The sequence below is a fragment of the candidate division KSB1 bacterium genome (assembly GCA_024655945.1).
Taxonomy (GTDB): domain Bacteria; phylum Zhuqueibacterota; class Zhuqueibacteria; order JANLFK01; family Oleimicrobiaceae; genus Oleimicrobium.
Genome location: JANLFK010000016.1, coordinates 44080 through 59996 on the forward strand (window position 1 = coordinate 44080; position 15917 = coordinate 59996).

Genomic DNA, 15917 nt, shown 5'->3' on the forward strand with positions numbered 1-15917 from the left:
ACCCTACTGCTGCATCCTGGACAGCGAAAACGGTGGCTCTCACTGCTCGCCCTCCTCGATGCACGGCCTGGAACTCATGGTCAACCGCAGCTTACCTCCCTGAACAATGGACTCGTGCAATAGGTAGGTTTTCTTGTACACACGACCGTTCAGCCTCACTCGGCCCACGTAGACGTTCCGCCGACCGTTGTTGGGCGCTGCGACGGTAAAGCTCCTGCCGTTGGCCAGATGGATCGTGGCCCGCTTGAAAAGCGGGCTTCCCAGCACGTAGGAGGGATGTCCAGGGCATAGCGGATAGAGGCCCAACGCGCTGAAGATGTACCAGGCGGACATCTCGCCGTTGTCCTCGTCGCCGCAGAAACCTTCTGGCCCTGGGCCATAGAGTTCCTCCAGCACGCGGCGCACCCAATACTGCGTCTTCCAGGGTGCCCCTGCGGCAGCGAAGAGGTAGAGCACGTGGTGGCTCGGCTGGTTGGAGTGGGCGTACTGGCCAAAATCCACCGCCGCCATCTCGGTCATCTCGTGGATCTCGCCGTTGTAGGAGCCGACGTCAAAGTAGGGCGGGGTGGCTAGAAGGGTGTCGAGCTTTGTTAGAAAGTGCTCTCTGCCTCCCATGAGTTCGATCAGGCCGGCCGGGTCATGTGGCACCGCCCAGCCACATTGCCACACGCCGCCTTCCACGTAGGGGCCTCCCCAGGCGAACTGGTCGAAGGGCGTCACCCATGAGCCACCCGCATTTCGTCCCCGCAGAGAGCCTACGGCGGGGTCAAAGACGTTCTTGTAGTTGAACGCCCTGGCGATGAGCAGCTGATAGTCTTCGTTGCGGCCAAGCCCCTTCGCCACCTGGGCGATGCAGAAGTCGTTGTAGGCAAAGTCCAGAGTGCGAGAAACGCTCTCCTCGACGAGGTCGGCAGGGACGTACCCCAGGCGAAGGTAGTGTTCCAGTCCCTTGCGTCCCACCGCGCCGTCGCTGGCCCCCGCTTGCCAGGCGTGCTTGTGCATACCCTCGTAGGCGGTTTCCATGTCAAAGGAGCGGATCCCTTTCACAAAGGCGTCGGCGATGATGGCGTCGATGTGCGTGCCGATCATACAGGAGCGATAGCCCGGGCTGGCCCATTTCGGGAACCAACCGCCCTCCTTGTAGGCGTTCGTCCATCCTTGGATGATTTCCGCCAGTCGCTCCGGGAAAAGAATGCTGAGCAGGGGGTATTGGGTGCGGTACACGTCCCAAGGCCCCTGATCGGTGTAGAGTACCCCGGGGTGGAGCGCGCCGTCATACGGGCTGCGATGCACGACTTCGCCAGAGGGCCGGAGTTCATGCCAGGCATGGGGGAAGAGCACCGTACGATAGAGCGCCGAGTAGAAAGTGCGTGCCTGGTCTTCCGTGGCCCCTTCGATGTCGATGACGCCCAAGAGTTCGCTCCACACGTCGTGGCCTTGCCATAACTTCGTCAAAAGAGCGCCCGCCGAGTTCTTGGGCAAGATTGTACTCTGCTTGTTCCCAGTCGATGAAGGAGGTGCCCACGCGCACGTCCACCACACCGTTCGCCGGCGGCTGGAGGCCGACATACGCCCCAAGCCCATCGCCGGTCGCAGTTGTCGCGCCCTGGGAGGTTTCTTGGCCGCAGAAGAAACCGGACTCGTCCGGCATGAGCGGACAGTCGAAGGAGATCACGAAGTAGGCGGCAAAGTCATCAGGCACCCCGCCGCTGTTTGCGGTAGTGTACCCCCGCAATCGACGCGCCTGGAAGTCGAAAGCAAGATGCGATATGCGGGCAAAGGGGTGGACGATGAGCCGACACGGCTGCCCAGGCGGAAACGTCAGACGCAGCACGGCACAGCGCTCCGTCGGCGTAAGCTCCAGGGTCACGCGATAGCGACCCAGATAGGTTTTGAAATAGTGCAGAAGATACACGGTGTGATCAGGACGGAACACCGAAGTTCTCTGGCGCACGTCTGGGAGCAAGCGGCCGGTTTGAGGCATCAGCACAAACTGGCCATAGTCACCAATCCAGGGGCTGGGCTGCCTGGTGGCGCGAATGCCCTGCAATTGCCGCCCTGCCGGATGGGAGAACCATCGCCCCTCGGAGGTCTGCGGGCTCCAGCAGGTCATGGCGAAGGGACGGCTGATCAGAGGCAGGGTATTGCCGTGGGAGAAGGTGAACTCTGAAGCAGTGCCTTGCAGCGGATTGACCAGGCTCACGCGTTCCACTGCAGCAACGTCGATGTGAGGCATGCGGTTCTCCTCCGCGCGGGCTCCAGAAGCAGCCGCGTGCTGCCAAGACAGGCTCCCAACCGTCAGCAAGAGGAAGGCGGTCACAGACGCGCGCACAGGCCACAAGTTCCGTGGATGAGGAGCCAGCATCGCGCCTGCCCGACTATCCGTGCCGCGCCATTTCGCTCGCGCCATAGGTGTACCTCTCAATGGTCAGCAAGGTGGAGGACCGCATGCTTGAGGGTGTACGTGCGCAGGCCCGGAGCTCCGGCGAGTTGCGCTATCTGTTGCACCTGGGCAGTGGAGAGACGATGCTCAAGGGGTGGACCGTGGTCTTCCTCTACGAATGGCCACTCCAGGACAACCACCCGCAATCTGGCGGTCCGCCACGCCTGGGCAAAGGTGAGCACCGCATCGTCGCTCTCATGCAATAGGAGGCCGAGAAACGCAATGTCCACGGCGCCCGGGCGAAAGGGGAGCGCCTCGGCCACGGCGAGGGCGTAGCGCCCTTCGGGAAAAAGGCTCCCGGCTGCACTGAGCATCTCCGGCCGCACGTCGATGCCGTAGGCGCGGAGACCACGCCGGGCAAAGGCTTCGGCGAAAACTGCCGAGCCCACTCCCACGTCCAACACACTGCGCGCATCAATCCTTCGCAAAGAGAGGTCCACGACCCGTTCCACCTCCAGCAGTGCCAGTCGCTCGGGGTTGCGCAACCTCTCCACTTCACCAGCGTACCGTCGTTCGTGCATGTGGATCCTTTTCTCTCGGTTTGCCTCCAGTGTTCTACCTTCTCCGCAGAGGAACTTGTGGCGGGCTCAGCCTTGCCGCGAGCGCAGCAGCCGTTGCCAGAAGGGCTTGTACAGAAAGCTGCGTCCGTCCAGCGCGCACAAGCGCTCGAACATCGGCTTGGTGACCGTGAACAGCAGCAGGTCCCGGGGCAAGTGCTGGCGCATGGCGATGTCTGTGCCCGCAATTGCCGCCTGCGCTCTGCTGAGATCGGGGAACAGGGCTACCAGCTGGCTGCACCCCGATCCGAAAGAGGCGAGCACCGGAGGTGGCTCGTAAGGCGCCGCGTGGTAATGGGCGCCGATGATGAGCAGGCTAAGCTGGTCAGGGTCGACCAGGAAGCTCACCGTGTTGAGGTATGAGTAGGCCTCGGGGCGGAGCGGGCCGACAAATACGTTGCCGTGCTGCGGCTGGAAAGACGTCGCAGCCTGCAACCATTGTTCCATGAGTTCGCTGCTGGCTGTCAGCCCCTCTTCTTCGACGAGGAACTTCACAAACTCTTCTCGCGAACGAGTGGTGAGGCCAAAGAGCCACCGTCCGGCACCGCCACATCCATAACGCTCTGCGTTCAAGTGAACGAACTGCCCTTTCAGCCAGCTCCCGTAGAAGGAAAAGAGGCATGTCCGGGTGCCTGGTTCCGGCTGCACCGTCGGTGCGAACAGGGCAGGGTCGGGCGCATCGTAGAGGCCGATGAGCGGGAGCTGCGATCTGGCCGCCTGGAGAAGGCGGCTGGCGTCTGGCTGCATGGTGACTCCACGGTCTGTGCGCTTGCAGTGTTCGGCGCGGCAGGCTCGCGAAGGCTCACCGGGTGAACTTGCCGCGAAGGGAAGCCGTCGTTCCGATGTTTTGGCCCAGCGTGTAAAAGGCACCTTTGCCAGTGCCATAGACGAAAGGCCGCAGGAGCTCCACGTCCACTTTTCCGTCGGCGTCAAGGATAGCCGGGGCAGCCTTGACGTCGACAATCTCGCCGATGAACATCGTGTGCAGGCCGACTTCGTAGGTCTGCCGCAGGCGGCACTCCGCCACCAGGGGAAACTCTTGGAGGTAGGGCGCGTCCACCAGTTTGCTGCGTACCGGGGTGAGGCCCGTCACCGCGAGCTTGTCCACATCCCTGCCGGAGACGCTGCCAAAGTAGGCGGTCTCAGCGGCATAGTCTGTGCTCGGAATGTTCACGGTAAACGCCTGGCGCTTGAGAATGTTACCGAAGGTGTAGGTGGCTTTGCGCAGGGCCACCATGACCGACGGCGGCTGCGAGCAGCAGATTCCTACCCAGGCGGCGGTCATCATGTTCGGTCTGCCCACGCTATCGTAGGAACCGATGACCCAGACGGGGAGAGGGGCTAATGCGGTGCGCGCGCCAAGGGACTTTTTCCCGTGCTCCTCGCTGGCAGCAGGCGGGGGGGCGCTCTTAGCTCCGGCCTGCGCCAGTGCCTTGCGTGCTGCGCCGAGAATGGCACGGGAGGTGATGGTCGCCCCAGTGACCACGTCCACGCCCTCGGTGCCCTGGCGGCGGACAATCCACTGCGGCACGTACTTGATTGCCGAGTCGCCGGCGCTCTCATAATGCTCGATGACCCTCACGGAGGCGATGCGACCCTGGCTCACCCTAACCTCCACAGTCAACGAGTCGTTGTAGCCCATCTCTTTTGCCCGGTACACGCCGTCGGCGACTTTCAATTGTGCTCCGGGGGATTGCCCGTCCGCGTCCCGAAAGTGCAGCAAGAAAACGACAGTGCCCAGCACGAGGATAGCCATACCGATGAGGGTACTACAGAGTTTGTTGTGCATAACCAAGACCTCCCATTCAAACGTCAAGGCCAGCCAATAACTTCAAGACACGGGGCATCGAAGCTCCACGGTGCCTATCAATTTCCCGCAGATAGCCCTCACCTGGTGCTCATGCCCGACACACGCCAGAGCAGGGCCACGTCTTGTCATCACCCGGTCTATCCTCATTCGCGGATGCCCACCTGGTCGAGGAGGAATGCGTACTCCATTGCCGTCCTCTTGAAGCGCTCGAACCTACCTGATGCCCCGCCATGCCCAGAGTGCATGTCGGTGTGCAGCACCTGGAGGTTGCTGTCTGTCTTCAGCTCCCTGAGCTTGGCCACCCACTTGGCAGGCTCAAAGTACTGGACCTGCGAGTCGTGCAATCCTGTGGTGACGAACAGCGCCGGGTAAGCCTGGGCCGTCACGTTGTCGTACGGCGAGTAGGAGAGCATGTAGTCGTAGTACTCCTTGACGTGCGGATTGCCCCACTCGTCGTATTCGCTGCTGGTCAGAGGGATGGACTCATCCAGCATAGTGGTGACCACATCGACCCACGGCACGTTCGCGATCACCCCTTTGAAAAGGTCGGGGCGCATGTTCACCACCGCCCCCATGAGCAAACCGCCAGCACTGCCGCCGCGCGCGAAGAGGCGATCCGGGCTGGTGTACTTCTCCCGCACAAGGTATTCGGCGCAGTTGATAAAGTCGGTGAACGTGTTCTTTTTCTTGAGGAGCTTGCCGTCCTCGTACCACTGCCGGCCCATCTCCGAGCCACCGCGGATGTGGGCAATGGCGTAGATGAAGCCACGGTCCAAGAGGCTGAGTACTGGCGAGCTGAAGGCGGCTTCCATGCTGGCTCCATAGGAGCCGTACCCGTAGAGGAGCAGCGGATGCGAACCGTCTTTGACCATGCCTTTGCGGTGGACAAGGGAAATGGGGATCAGCGTGCCGTCATTTGCCGGCGCGTAGAGCCGCTCAGTCTGGTAGTTGTCCTGCCGAAATCCCCCCAGAACTTCCTGCCGCTTGAGCAAGGTCTTGGTGCGGGCCACCATGTCATAGTCGTAGATGGTGAGCGGCGTGGTCAGGGAGGTGTAGGAGTAGCGCAGCACGTGCGTGTCCATTTCCATGTTGTCGGTGGGCTGGGTATAGTAGGCCTCCTCACCAAAATCTAGGTAGTGTTCGCTCTTGTCCGCCTGGCTGATGATGCGCAACTGCCGCAGGCCATTCTTGCGCTCGCTCACCACCAAGTAGTCGTTGGATACCTCCACGTCTTCAAGGAGGACATCGTCGCGATGGGGAACCACCTCGCGCCAGTGCGCCTTGCCAGGAGTTGCCACATCCGTTTCCATGAGCCGGAAGTTCTTCGCCTGGAAGTTCGTGACGATGTAGAACTTGTCCCCCACGTGGGCCACAGAGTACTCGTGATTTCGTTCTCGTGGTTGCACTACAGCGAAGCTGCCGGCAGGATTGTCGGCGTCCAGGAAGCGGACCTCTGAAGAGAGGGTGCTGGCGCAGACCAGAAAGACATACTGGCGCGACTTTGACTTGTGCGCATATACGGAGAAGGTGCTATCCTTTTCGTGGTACACCTCCACGTCCTCTGCCGGGCTTGTGCCAAGGACGTGCCTGAATACCCGCTCCGGGCGTAGGGTGGTCGTGTCCTTGCTGACGTAGAAGACTGTTTTGTTGTCGTTGGCCCATACCGCCTGGCCAGTGGTGTTCGGAATCGCTTCGGCCAGAGTCTCTCCGGTCAGCAGGTCCTTGAAGTAGATCGTGTACCGCCGCCGGCTGACGGTGTCCACGCCAAAGGCAACCCAGCGGTTGTCTGGGCTCACTGCCACCCCCGTCACCGAGTAGAAGGGGTGGCCGATGGCCATGGCGTTGACGTCGAGCATCACCTCTTCGGGTGCGCTCAATTGGCCCTTCTTGCGCGCGTAGACTGGGTATTCCTTGCCTTTCTCAAAGCGGGTGTAATAGTAGTACCCGTTGTCTATGTAGGGCACCGACATATCGGTCTGCTTGATGCGCCCGAGGATCTCCTTGTAGAGCTTGTTCTGCAGCTTCTCGGTGTGTGCCAGCGCTGCTTCCAGGTAGCGGTTCTCCGCCTCAAGGTAAGCAATGACTTTTGGGTTGTCGCGCTGGTTGAGCCAGTAGTAGTTGTCCACGCGCTCATGGCCGTGGTGCACCAGCGTGGTGGGGATTTTCTCTGCCCGCGGGGGCTCCGGAACTTGCGGCTGGGGTTTCTTGGCGCACGAGGTAGCCGCCAGCGCGGCCAGGACAACTGCCCATAAGAAGCAGGCCCTGCATGCCTTCTTTCTCAGCTGCATCATCATCATGTCCTCCTTTTCGGTCGTCTGCCTTGCCGGATGACGTTCATCTCACCAGAACGACTTTGCGTGTCTGGCGGAAGTGTTGTCCGCGGACAATGAGAAGGTAGATCCCGGAGGGGAGGTTTTGCCCTGCCAGGTCGGTGCCGGACCAGACGAACTGGAACTGGCCCCCGCTCTGATGTTCAGCGGTGCGCGAAAAGACGGTTTCACCAAGGAGGTTTGTCACCACAAAGTCAACTTTCTGTGCTCGGCGCAGCTGGTAGGAAACGACTAACGTGTTGTTGAAAGGGTTGGGGTACGGGTGAAGCAGGAGGTCGCGCTCCGGCATGGGTTGCCCGGTGTCGTTCTTGGGAACCCCGGTGCCGGCGCCGCTGATGAGTGCCACGGTGCCATCCAAGGCTGCGGCGACCACCCGCTCACCGTCCAAGGGGGTGACGGTGGCGACGTAGGCGTGCGCGAGCCAGTAGCGCCAGCGTAGCCCACCCCAGCTTGCCACGGCCACCAGAAAGCCCGGTTTGCTCCCGGTGAACACGACGCCGCCCTTCTCCACCGGCATCGAAGGGGTGGTGTCCCAGCCATAGCCCACATTGGTTGTCCAGAGTTGCAGCTGGGTGGGCGCGCCGGCCAAAAACGCGTAGAGACACCCGTCTAAGGAACGCACGTAGAGGGTGCTGCTTCCATCTTCAGAAAGGCCGATTGAGTCCCAAGCTTCCGGCGTCTTGCTGGACCAGATGGTGGTGCCGTTGGCCAGGCTGATAGCATTCACGTAGCGTTCCGGATCAGATACGAACACGCGGTCGGCAGTGGCCACCGGCCACGAGGCAGCCGGCGCATAGTAGAAGCTGGAGGTGCGATTCCAGTTCCAACGCAGGGCACCGGTATGTCGGTCCAGAGCGCGGAACTGGCGGTCCCAGGAGCCAAACAGGAGCAGGTCGCCGGCCACTGCGGGCTTGCATTCGATCATGCCGCTGGCGCTATACTGCCACAGGCGCTGGTGGCCCTTGACGCCGAGGGCGTACATGGTTTGCTTGCCCGCAAAGTAGATGGTCGTGTCGGCCACCACGGGTGGAGTGAGCACCGCGCCGCCGGCCTGATAGGTCCAGAGCAGCTCGCCGCTGGCGGCATTGACGGCGGAGAAGGTGCCATCGGTGGCGCCGCAATAGAGCACCCCTTCGTGCACCGTGGGGGCGGAAAAGACCGCACCCGCCGCCCGCAGGGGTGGCCAGGCGTGCGTGCCGTCCTCAAGGCGCAAGGCGATGATCCGACCGTCGCTGGTACCCACGTACACCCGCTCGCCGTCGCAGGCCGGTGCGGTGATGACTTCTGCCCCTGCCTGGTAGCGCCAGACCGCCTGCGGGCCGCCGTTGTGCACGACAAATCCCCGGGTGCGCGCCACTCTCTGGCCTGCCGCCGTGGTGAAGACCACCTGCAGCGTGTGGTAGCCGTTTTCTAACGACGCGGTGGCAAGGGACAAGGACCACTCATGGGCAGCACCGGAAAGCGCCCCGCCCACGGTTGCACCGCCAAGGCTACTGTACGTCACCTGCCAGCTTCCGCTCGTGGCAGGCACGCCGATGCGCACATGCACCGTCGTGGTGCCGGTGACCACCTCCCCTTCGTTAAGGTCCAAGAACGCCACCTCTGGCTGAGGCGCGCTGGCGCAAGGGATGCGCAGCCAGGGTTGGCCTGCCTGTCCATCCGCCGTGTAGGGCGTGACCACGATCTCCCTCTTGCTCACCGAGACTACGTTGAACCCTGGAGCTGAGGCGTAGGTATCGCGGCCCATCGCCCCAGGGATGCCCTCAAAGTCGTAGGCGCGGTTGCTGTGTCCATGACCTACCAGGATGATGGCCGTGCGGTAGCTCTTGAGCAGGTCCAAAACCTGCCAGTAGTTGTACATCGAAGTGAACTCGCACGGGAAGTGGCAGGCAAATATCACCGGGGTGTCTGGCGGGTCCAGGCTTGCTAACTCTTGGCGGAGCCATGCGATGTCGGCAGGATCGAAGAAACCGCCCCCTCCGCGCAGCGGGATTCCCGTGTTCAGTCCAATGATGCGGAAGCCATAGTGTGCAATGGAAAAGCGCAGGGCGCCAAAGTACCTCTTCAGGGTGTGGAGGCCAGATTCGCTCCATTTGGTGTCATGGTTCCCAGGTACGCTCCACACGGGCAGGCGGCAGGTGCGCATCAGGTCCAAGTATTGCTGGATTTCGCTGTCGGCACCGCGCTCGGTCAGGTCGCCGGTATGCAGGACAAAGTCCAACGAGTCAACCAGCCCGTTGATGGCGCCGAGCACGGCCACCAGGCCTGCCTCCGTGGAGCCGGCGCCCACGTGGCTATCGCTGATCCAGGCGAAGCGAAACACACGCGCCAACGTGACTGGCTCAAGGACGCGGTCGGCCCCGACCAGGCGAACTGCCATGTGGCTCGTGGTATCTGGGGTGTAGCCGCGGGCCAGAAAGCGCAGGCGGTATTCGCCTTCGGGGAGATTGGCCAGCGTCAAGGTCTGCCCGTGCCGCACCGAGTCGTAACTGGCCGGCAGGGGGAAGGTCGATGGGTAGGCCACCACTCGGGAGACTGCCGTGTCGGAGAGGTCATCAAAAAGGACGGTGCCGCGAATGAGGCGGCGCGGGCCAGGCAAAGGCTGCATGGTGAAGCTCAGGTCGCGCAGATCACTTCCGAGAAGTCGGAGCGAGTCCACCCGCAGAGTGTCGTACCCCCAGGCCGCACAGAGGATACTGTACCAGCCCTCGACGAGCTTGGTGAAGGCGAATCGGTGGTGGGTACCCTCTTGCGTGACCACCATCAGGGGCTGGCTACTTCCCTGACGGAACAAGGCAATCCGTGAGGTGGCGCGTGTCGCCCCGCCGGCAAAGAGCAGTTCGCCGCTTATGGAGTAGGTGCTCATGAGCGAGGTCAGGCGCACCGCGTCGGCAAGAACGTACCGCCCGTTCCCCTCGAAGTAGTCACTCACCTCCACCCACGTGGTCTCCGGGAGGTCAAAATCGCCCAAGAGATGCCAGCCGGGGCGATAGTTCTGATTGTCGACTATCAGCGTGTCGCCCCTGGCGGCGTGGATTGTTATCCGCGTGTCCTCCGCATAATTGCCGTCGACCACGTGGATTTCGACCCGATAAAGCCCCGGAAAGGTCAGTGTCGCCTGCCAGCGGGCGGTTGCCGTGCCGTCACCCTTGCGCTTGTAAAGGGCGGTGCCACCGTAAGGGTCGCCAGTGGTCTTGACGAGCCACTGGCCCGTCACGGCAAATCCTGGGCCGTCGTTGTCCAGGATGAGTTCAATCTGGGCGCGCGCAGCCGCGCTCAACGCACCCAGAAGGAGCATCCCAAGGCATATTGTTCGCATAGAGCAGACTCCCGTTTGTTCAGTGACAACTGCGGCGCCGAGCTTCTGTGGAAGGCCTCACCGCGCCAGTTGCTCTTCCACTGCCTTGAGCAGGCTGCCATCTTCCAAGTAGCGATAGAGATTCTTGCCGGGGCATACGGTCTGGTCGCTGTAGTCACGGTGGCCCTTGATGCTGCTCAATGGCACCCCGTAGATGCGAGCCAAGTGCGCCGTCAAGGCCACCAGTGCCTGGAACTGCTTAGGGGTCACCTCTTGCACTTCAAAGTTCCCCAACAGACAGATGAGCGCATGGCCACGGGGATCATAGTCGGTGTTGGTATCGCCAGGGTAGTTGATCGGGCGGCCCTCGTAGATGCGGCCCTGGAAGTCGATGAGAAAGTGGTAGGGGATGTCGATCCACTTCTTCTCATTGCGGCTCCAGGTCTGCAGGTTGCGCAGGTACTGGATCGGGTCTTTGTCTGCCGGGAACTCCTCCCCTCCATGGTGAATCGTGATCTTGCTGATCCGGTGGGTGGGAAGGCTGGCGCGCAACGGTTGCCAACCCCACTCGCTGCGATGCACAACGCTCATCCCCGCCGGATAGGGAACCTCCACCACGGCAATTCCGCTCCCGTGACGCAAGGCGCAGCTGGGCAGGAGAAGGAGCAAGAATCCCACATAAAAGCCCGCCACTTTCATGGCGCCTCCCCGTTGCTGGTTCCGCTCTCAAAACGATCCTCTGCTCACCAGGCCAATGGTGCGACGCCACAATTTAACAAATAATCCCCTGCAAGTCAAGCGAATCGTTGCGGAATGGGAGGAGGGACGGCGCGGTAGGCGATGGCCTCACAGCTCTGGCGGCACGTCGATGGCGCGGCGCTCCAAAAGGGTACCCTCCATCACGAACAGGGTGGCGAGCGCATTCAGGTAGTCGACGGTGGCTCTCACCTCGCTGAGCTGACTGCTGGTGAGGTCGCGCTGCACCTGCAGGACCAGGAGGTTGGTGGATCTGCCCACGCGGAACTTTTCCACTTCAGCCTCGAGGTTTTTCTCCTGCAAGAGGCGTGCCTCGCGGGAGGCATCGATCTGTTGGCGCGTGCGCAGCACGTCGGCGTACGCGATGCGCACGTCGCGCTGCACCAGCTGTTCCATGTTGCGCAGCGCCAGTTCGAGCTGTTCCCTGGTCTTGAGTGCCCGGCGGAGCTGTGCGCGTGCCTTGGCGTCCACGACAGGGAATTGGAAGGTCACGCCGCCATTGACGCTGTAGAAGGGGCTCTGGACATCCGGGGCCGCTTCCTTGAACGTGCGCGCATAGGAGGTGCGCCCGAAAGTGACAAAGACATCCAGGCGGGGGAGCAGACCATTCTTGGTGTAGGCCACCTGCAGCTCACCGCGGCGGTAGGCCAGCCGCGCCTGCGCTATGTCCGGGCGATAGCGCAAGGCCAGCTCCTCGTGGAGCTCAACCGCGCCCAGAGAGTCCGGGGTGACAAGCGGACGGTCCAGGGGTGCCAGCGTGGTCGACCAGCTCACCCCTTGCCCAGGATTGAGGAGGTAGAGGAGATTCAGCCTGGCCTGTTCATAGCGGCTTTGCGCATCGATGACCGCGCTGCGACGCCGCGCCACCTCTGCTCGCACGGAGGCCAACTCCAGCTCCGCCAGCTTGCCGACTGCCACGCGCTCCTGCGACTCCTCCAACTGCCGCTGCGCCAGGTTCAAGGATTGCTCCTGAATGCTCAGCTCCTGAGCGGCAAGGTAGAGACCCCAGTAGCTGGCCTCCACCTCTTGCACCAAACGCTCGGCCATGGCCTTCAGCTCATGGCGGGAAATTTCAACGTCGATGGAGGCGCTGCGCACGCTGATCAGATTGGCGCCCAGGCCAAAGCCGCGAAGCAGAGCCTGACTCACGGTCACACCGACGTTGCCAGAGTACTGCGGCAGGTAGATGCTCGAGGTCGAACCGGACATGCCCACGTCCACTGCCAAGGTGGTGCCCGTGGGGAGGAGTTGCGACAGGCCAGCACCGTAGCCGACTCGCTGCGAGGTCATCTCGAACGGCTCCGGTCTTGCCCCCAAGAAGCGTTGCACATGGCTCTTGTCGCTGGTCACCGAGGCGCTCAAAGTGGGCTCGAAAGCGGCCACCTGCTCGCTGAGCGCTGCCTCCATGATCGATGGACGCAGCCGCTGAATGGCAAAGGTGGGGTTGCGTTCCAGGGCGATGAGTACTGCCTCGTGCAAGGAAAGGCGGAGTGTGTCCTGAGCGCCGCCACTTGCGGCAAAGCAGCACCCCGCGATGAGCAAGGAGGCAATGGTGTGTGCAATCTTCATTTGCTCGACCTCACCGAATTGACGCGTGCGCGTGCCGTGGCAGTGAGGTGCCGCGCCGCCACCAGCACTTTGCGCAGCGATTGCTTCTCCTCAAATACCGAGTAGACTACAGGAATGAGCACCAAAGTCACCAGCGTGGAGCTGAGCAGTCCGCCGATGACCACCCGAGCCAAGGGCGCCTGAGCTTCGCCGCCTTCCCCCAGGCCCAACGACAGCGGCAACAGGCCCAACACCGTCGTGAGAGTACTCATGAGGATGGGCCGCAGGCGCCGCGAGCCGGAGGTACGGATCGCCTCGTACAGGGCCAGGCCGTGCTTGCGCCGCAACTGGTTGGTGTAGTCGACCAGCAGGATGGCGTTGTTGACCACAATCCCGGCCAGCATGATGCAGCCGATGAAGGCCTGCATGCTGAAGGTGGTTCCAGTGAGGAGCATGGTCACCGTGACGCCGATGAGCGCCATGGGAATGGAGAAAAGAACCACGAAGGGGTCTTTCAGCGACTCGAACTGCCCGGCCATCACCATGTAGATGAGCAAGAGGGCGAGCACCAGGCCAACCATTAACTCGCGGAAGGCCTTCTGCTGCTCCTCATATTCCTCGCCGAACTGCAGGGTAAAGTCCCTGGGCACGGGAATGGTACGCAGCGCCTTGCGGATGTCCGCCACCACCGACCCCATGGCGCGCCCCGTGAAATTGGCCGAGATGGTAATGGTGCGCTCCTGGTCCTTGCGCTCTATGCGCACCGGGCCCTCTCTGGGTACCACCTGCACGACGTTGCGCAACACCACCTGCTCCCCACGATTGTTGAGCACGGTCAGGTCCAGCAAGTCGGCCAGGTCGCGCCTGTCCTCCTCACTCAACCGCACAAGGATGCGGTCTTCCTTGCCGCCTTCGCGAAAGTACGAGGCATAGGTGCCGCCGATGGCCGTTTGCAAGGCATCGCCAATGTCGGACACGGATAGCCCAAGTGCCGCCGCCTTGTCGCGGTCGATGCGGACGACTTCCTCGGGACTGCCCTCCTCGCGGCTGATCTGCGTGTCGGTGATGCCTTTCACCTGCAAGATGGCCTGATTCACCCGCTGCGCCAGCTCTTGCGCGATGTGTAGGTCGTAGCCGCGCACGTCAACGCTTACTCGGTCCCCCTGGGTAGTGCCCATGGACAGCAGGAAGAGCCCTTGGCCGGCGCGCGTGCGGATGGTGACCCCGGGCAGGCCGGCAAGGGCACGGCGCAGATCGTTGGCGACCTGTTCGCTACTGCGGCGACGCGCGCTCCTGGGCACCAAGGTGACGCGGATTTGGGCAGTGTGGCCACCGCTGGCGCGAAAGCCTCCGCCCCCTATGTTGGCCATGACCGCGGTCATCTCCGGCACCTGCTTCCTGATGATCTCTTCCACTGCCAAGGCGGTTTGGTTGACGAGTTCCAGGCGGGTGCCCACCGCCATCTCCAGGTTGACGCGCACTTCCCCCTCGTCCGCCTGCGGCATCAGCTCTACGCCGATGAGGCGCACGAGCACCACCGAGACCAAGAAGAGGCCCAACGCGCCGGAGGCCACCTGGGCGCGATGCCCAAGCGCCCATTGCAGAAGTTCGGCGTAGCGGGCTTCCACCCGCTTGAAGGCCAGCTCACTGGCGGCATAGATGCGGTGGAGAAGTTTCTTGTCCCCGCTGAGCGGAGTGAGCCGGAGGAGCTTGCTGGTAAGCATGGGCACCAGCGTCAGGGCGACGACGAGCGAGCAGAGCAGCGCGAAACTCACCACATAGGCCATCTGCCAGAACATCACCCCGGACATGCCGCGAATAAAGACAACCGGCAGGAACACCACCAGCGTCGTCAACGTGCTGGCCACGATCGCCGAGGTGACCTCCTCGGCACCGATGACGGCGCTCTCTACGCGTCCGCCGCCTCCCTCTCGGTGGCGGTAGATATTCTCCAGCACGACAATGGCGCTGTCTACCAACATGCCGATGCCTAAGGCCAAGGCGCCGAAGGTCATTATGTTGAGCGTCAAGCCCGCAAAATACATCAGGCCAAAGGTGGCCACTACCGAGATGGGGATGGCCGTAGCGATGATGGCCGTGCTGGAGACGTTGCGCAAGAAGACGAAGAGAATCAGCACGGCCAGGATGCCGCCTAAGAGGGCGGAATTGCCCACGTTGTTGATGGAGCGCTGGATGTAGCGCGACTGGTCGATGAGCGGCACGAGCGTAAGCTGCGGAAAGTCGCGGTTGAGGCGCTCGATCTCGGCACGTACCTCTTTGGCCACGGCAACCGTGTTGGAACCGGACTGCTTGTTGATGGCCACGCGCAGGCCAGGCTTGCCGTTGATGCGCACCAGCTGCCTGACCTCCTGCCACGAGTCATCGACACGGGCCACATCGCCGATGGTCACCGGCACGCCGTTGCGCGTGGTGATGACCGTGGAGCGGATTTCGTCCAATGACATGAATTCGCCCTGGGTGCGCACCAGGACCTCCAAGTTGCCCTTGTCATACAGGCCGGCCGGGATGTTTCTGTTCTCGCGACGGAGGGCCGCCAAGATGGCGTTGGGCGACAGGTTGAGCGCCTTGAGCTTATCGGCCTTCAGGTCCACGTGGATCTCCCTGGTCAGACCCCCGGATACGTCGGCGGCGGCCACTCCGGGGATGCGCTCCAGGCGATACTTGACTTGGTCTTCCACCAGGCGCCGCAAATCCAGAGGGTTGAGGTCGCTGGAGACGCCGATCGTCATGATGGGAAAGGCGGAGACGTCGAACTTGCGGATCATCGGCCGGTCGATATCTTCCGGCAGCCTGGGCAACACGCGGTCGATGCGGTCGCGGATATCGTTGGCTGCGGCCTCAAGGTCGGTGCCCCATGCGAATGAGACGCGCACCATGCTCCGCCCCTCGGTGGAGGTGGAGGTTATCTGCTCCACCCCTTGCACCGCCGCCAAGGCCTCCTCGATGGGCCGCGTCACCAACTCCTCTATCTCCTCCGGCCCGACATTGCCATAGCTGGTGATGACGGAAATGGTGGGGTAGGTGATCTCAGGCATAAGGTCGATGGAGAGCCGGGAGAAGGAGATGAGGCCCAGGGTGATAATCGCCAGAAAGACCATCGTCGTGAGGATGGGGCGATGGATGGGACCACGCGATAGATTCATGGTCGATACTC

General features: G+C 62.3%; 10 protein-coding genes and 1 pseudogene. All 11 read right to left on the reverse strand.

What is annotated here, in order from left to right:
* Nucleotides 1–39 precede the first annotated feature (39 nt).
* Nucleotides 40–1428, reverse strand: a complete 1389-nt coding sequence (locus tag NUW13_15060) for a glycoside hydrolase family 92 protein (GenBank protein MCR4440341.1) — start codon at nucleotides 1426–1428, stop codon at nucleotides 40–42.
* Nucleotides 1316–2236, reverse strand: coding sequence for a hypothetical protein (locus NUW13_15065; protein ID MCR4440342.1), 921 nt, complete (start codon nucleotides 2234–2236; stop codon nucleotides 1316–1318). The genes NUW13_15060 and NUW13_15065 overlap by 113 nt, the downstream gene beginning before the upstream one ends.
* A gap of 185 nt (nucleotides 2237–2421) precedes the next feature.
* Entirely contained in the window at nucleotides 2422–2964 is a 543-nt protein-coding gene (locus tag NUW13_15070) for a class I SAM-dependent methyltransferase (protein ID MCR4440343.1), read from the reverse strand.
* A gap of 66 nt (nucleotides 2965–3030) precedes the next feature.
* Entirely contained in the window at nucleotides 3031–3747 is a 717-nt protein-coding gene (locus NUW13_15075; protein ID MCR4440344.1) for a DUF169 domain-containing protein, read from the reverse strand.
* 55 nt (nucleotides 3748–3802) lie between these two features.
* Nucleotides 3803–4429, reverse strand: a complete 627-nt coding sequence (locus NUW13_15080; GenBank protein ID MCR4440345.1) for a flavin reductase family protein — start codon at nucleotides 4427–4429, stop codon at nucleotides 3803–3805.
* 9 nt (nucleotides 4430–4438) lie between these two features.
* Nucleotides 4439–4642, reverse strand: a pseudogene (locus NUW13_15085) (FMN-binding protein).
* 311 nt (nucleotides 4643–4953) lie between these two features.
* On the reverse strand, nucleotides 4954–7101 hold the full coding sequence (locus NUW13_15090) for a S9 family peptidase (protein ID MCR4440346.1): 2148 nt from the start codon (nucleotides 7099–7101) through the stop codon (nucleotides 4954–4956).
* Nucleotides 7102–7144: 43 nt separating this feature from the next.
* Nucleotides 7145–10459: a PQQ-binding-like beta-propeller repeat protein gene (locus tag NUW13_15095; GenBank protein ID MCR4440347.1), complete on the reverse strand. Its 3315-nt coding sequence runs from the start codon at nucleotides 10457–10459 to the stop codon at nucleotides 7145–7147.
* 57 nt (nucleotides 10460–10516) lie between these two features.
* A complete protein-coding gene (locus tag NUW13_15100; protein MCR4440348.1) occupies nucleotides 10517–11137 on the reverse strand; it encodes a peptidoglycan recognition protein family protein in 621 nt (206 codons plus the stop codon).
* Between the two features lie 147 nt (nucleotides 11138–11284).
* Entirely contained in the window at nucleotides 11285–12763 is a 1479-nt protein-coding gene (locus tag NUW13_15105) for a TolC family protein (GenBank protein MCR4440349.1), read from the reverse strand.
* Nucleotides 12760–15906 (reverse strand): efflux RND transporter permease subunit, encoded by a 3147-nt coding sequence (locus NUW13_15110; protein ID MCR4440350.1) that lies wholly within the window; start codon nucleotides 15904–15906, stop codon nucleotides 12760–12762. Before NUW13_15110 ends, NUW13_15105 begins: the two co-directional genes overlap by 4 nt.
* Nucleotides 15907–15917 lie beyond the last annotated feature (11 nt).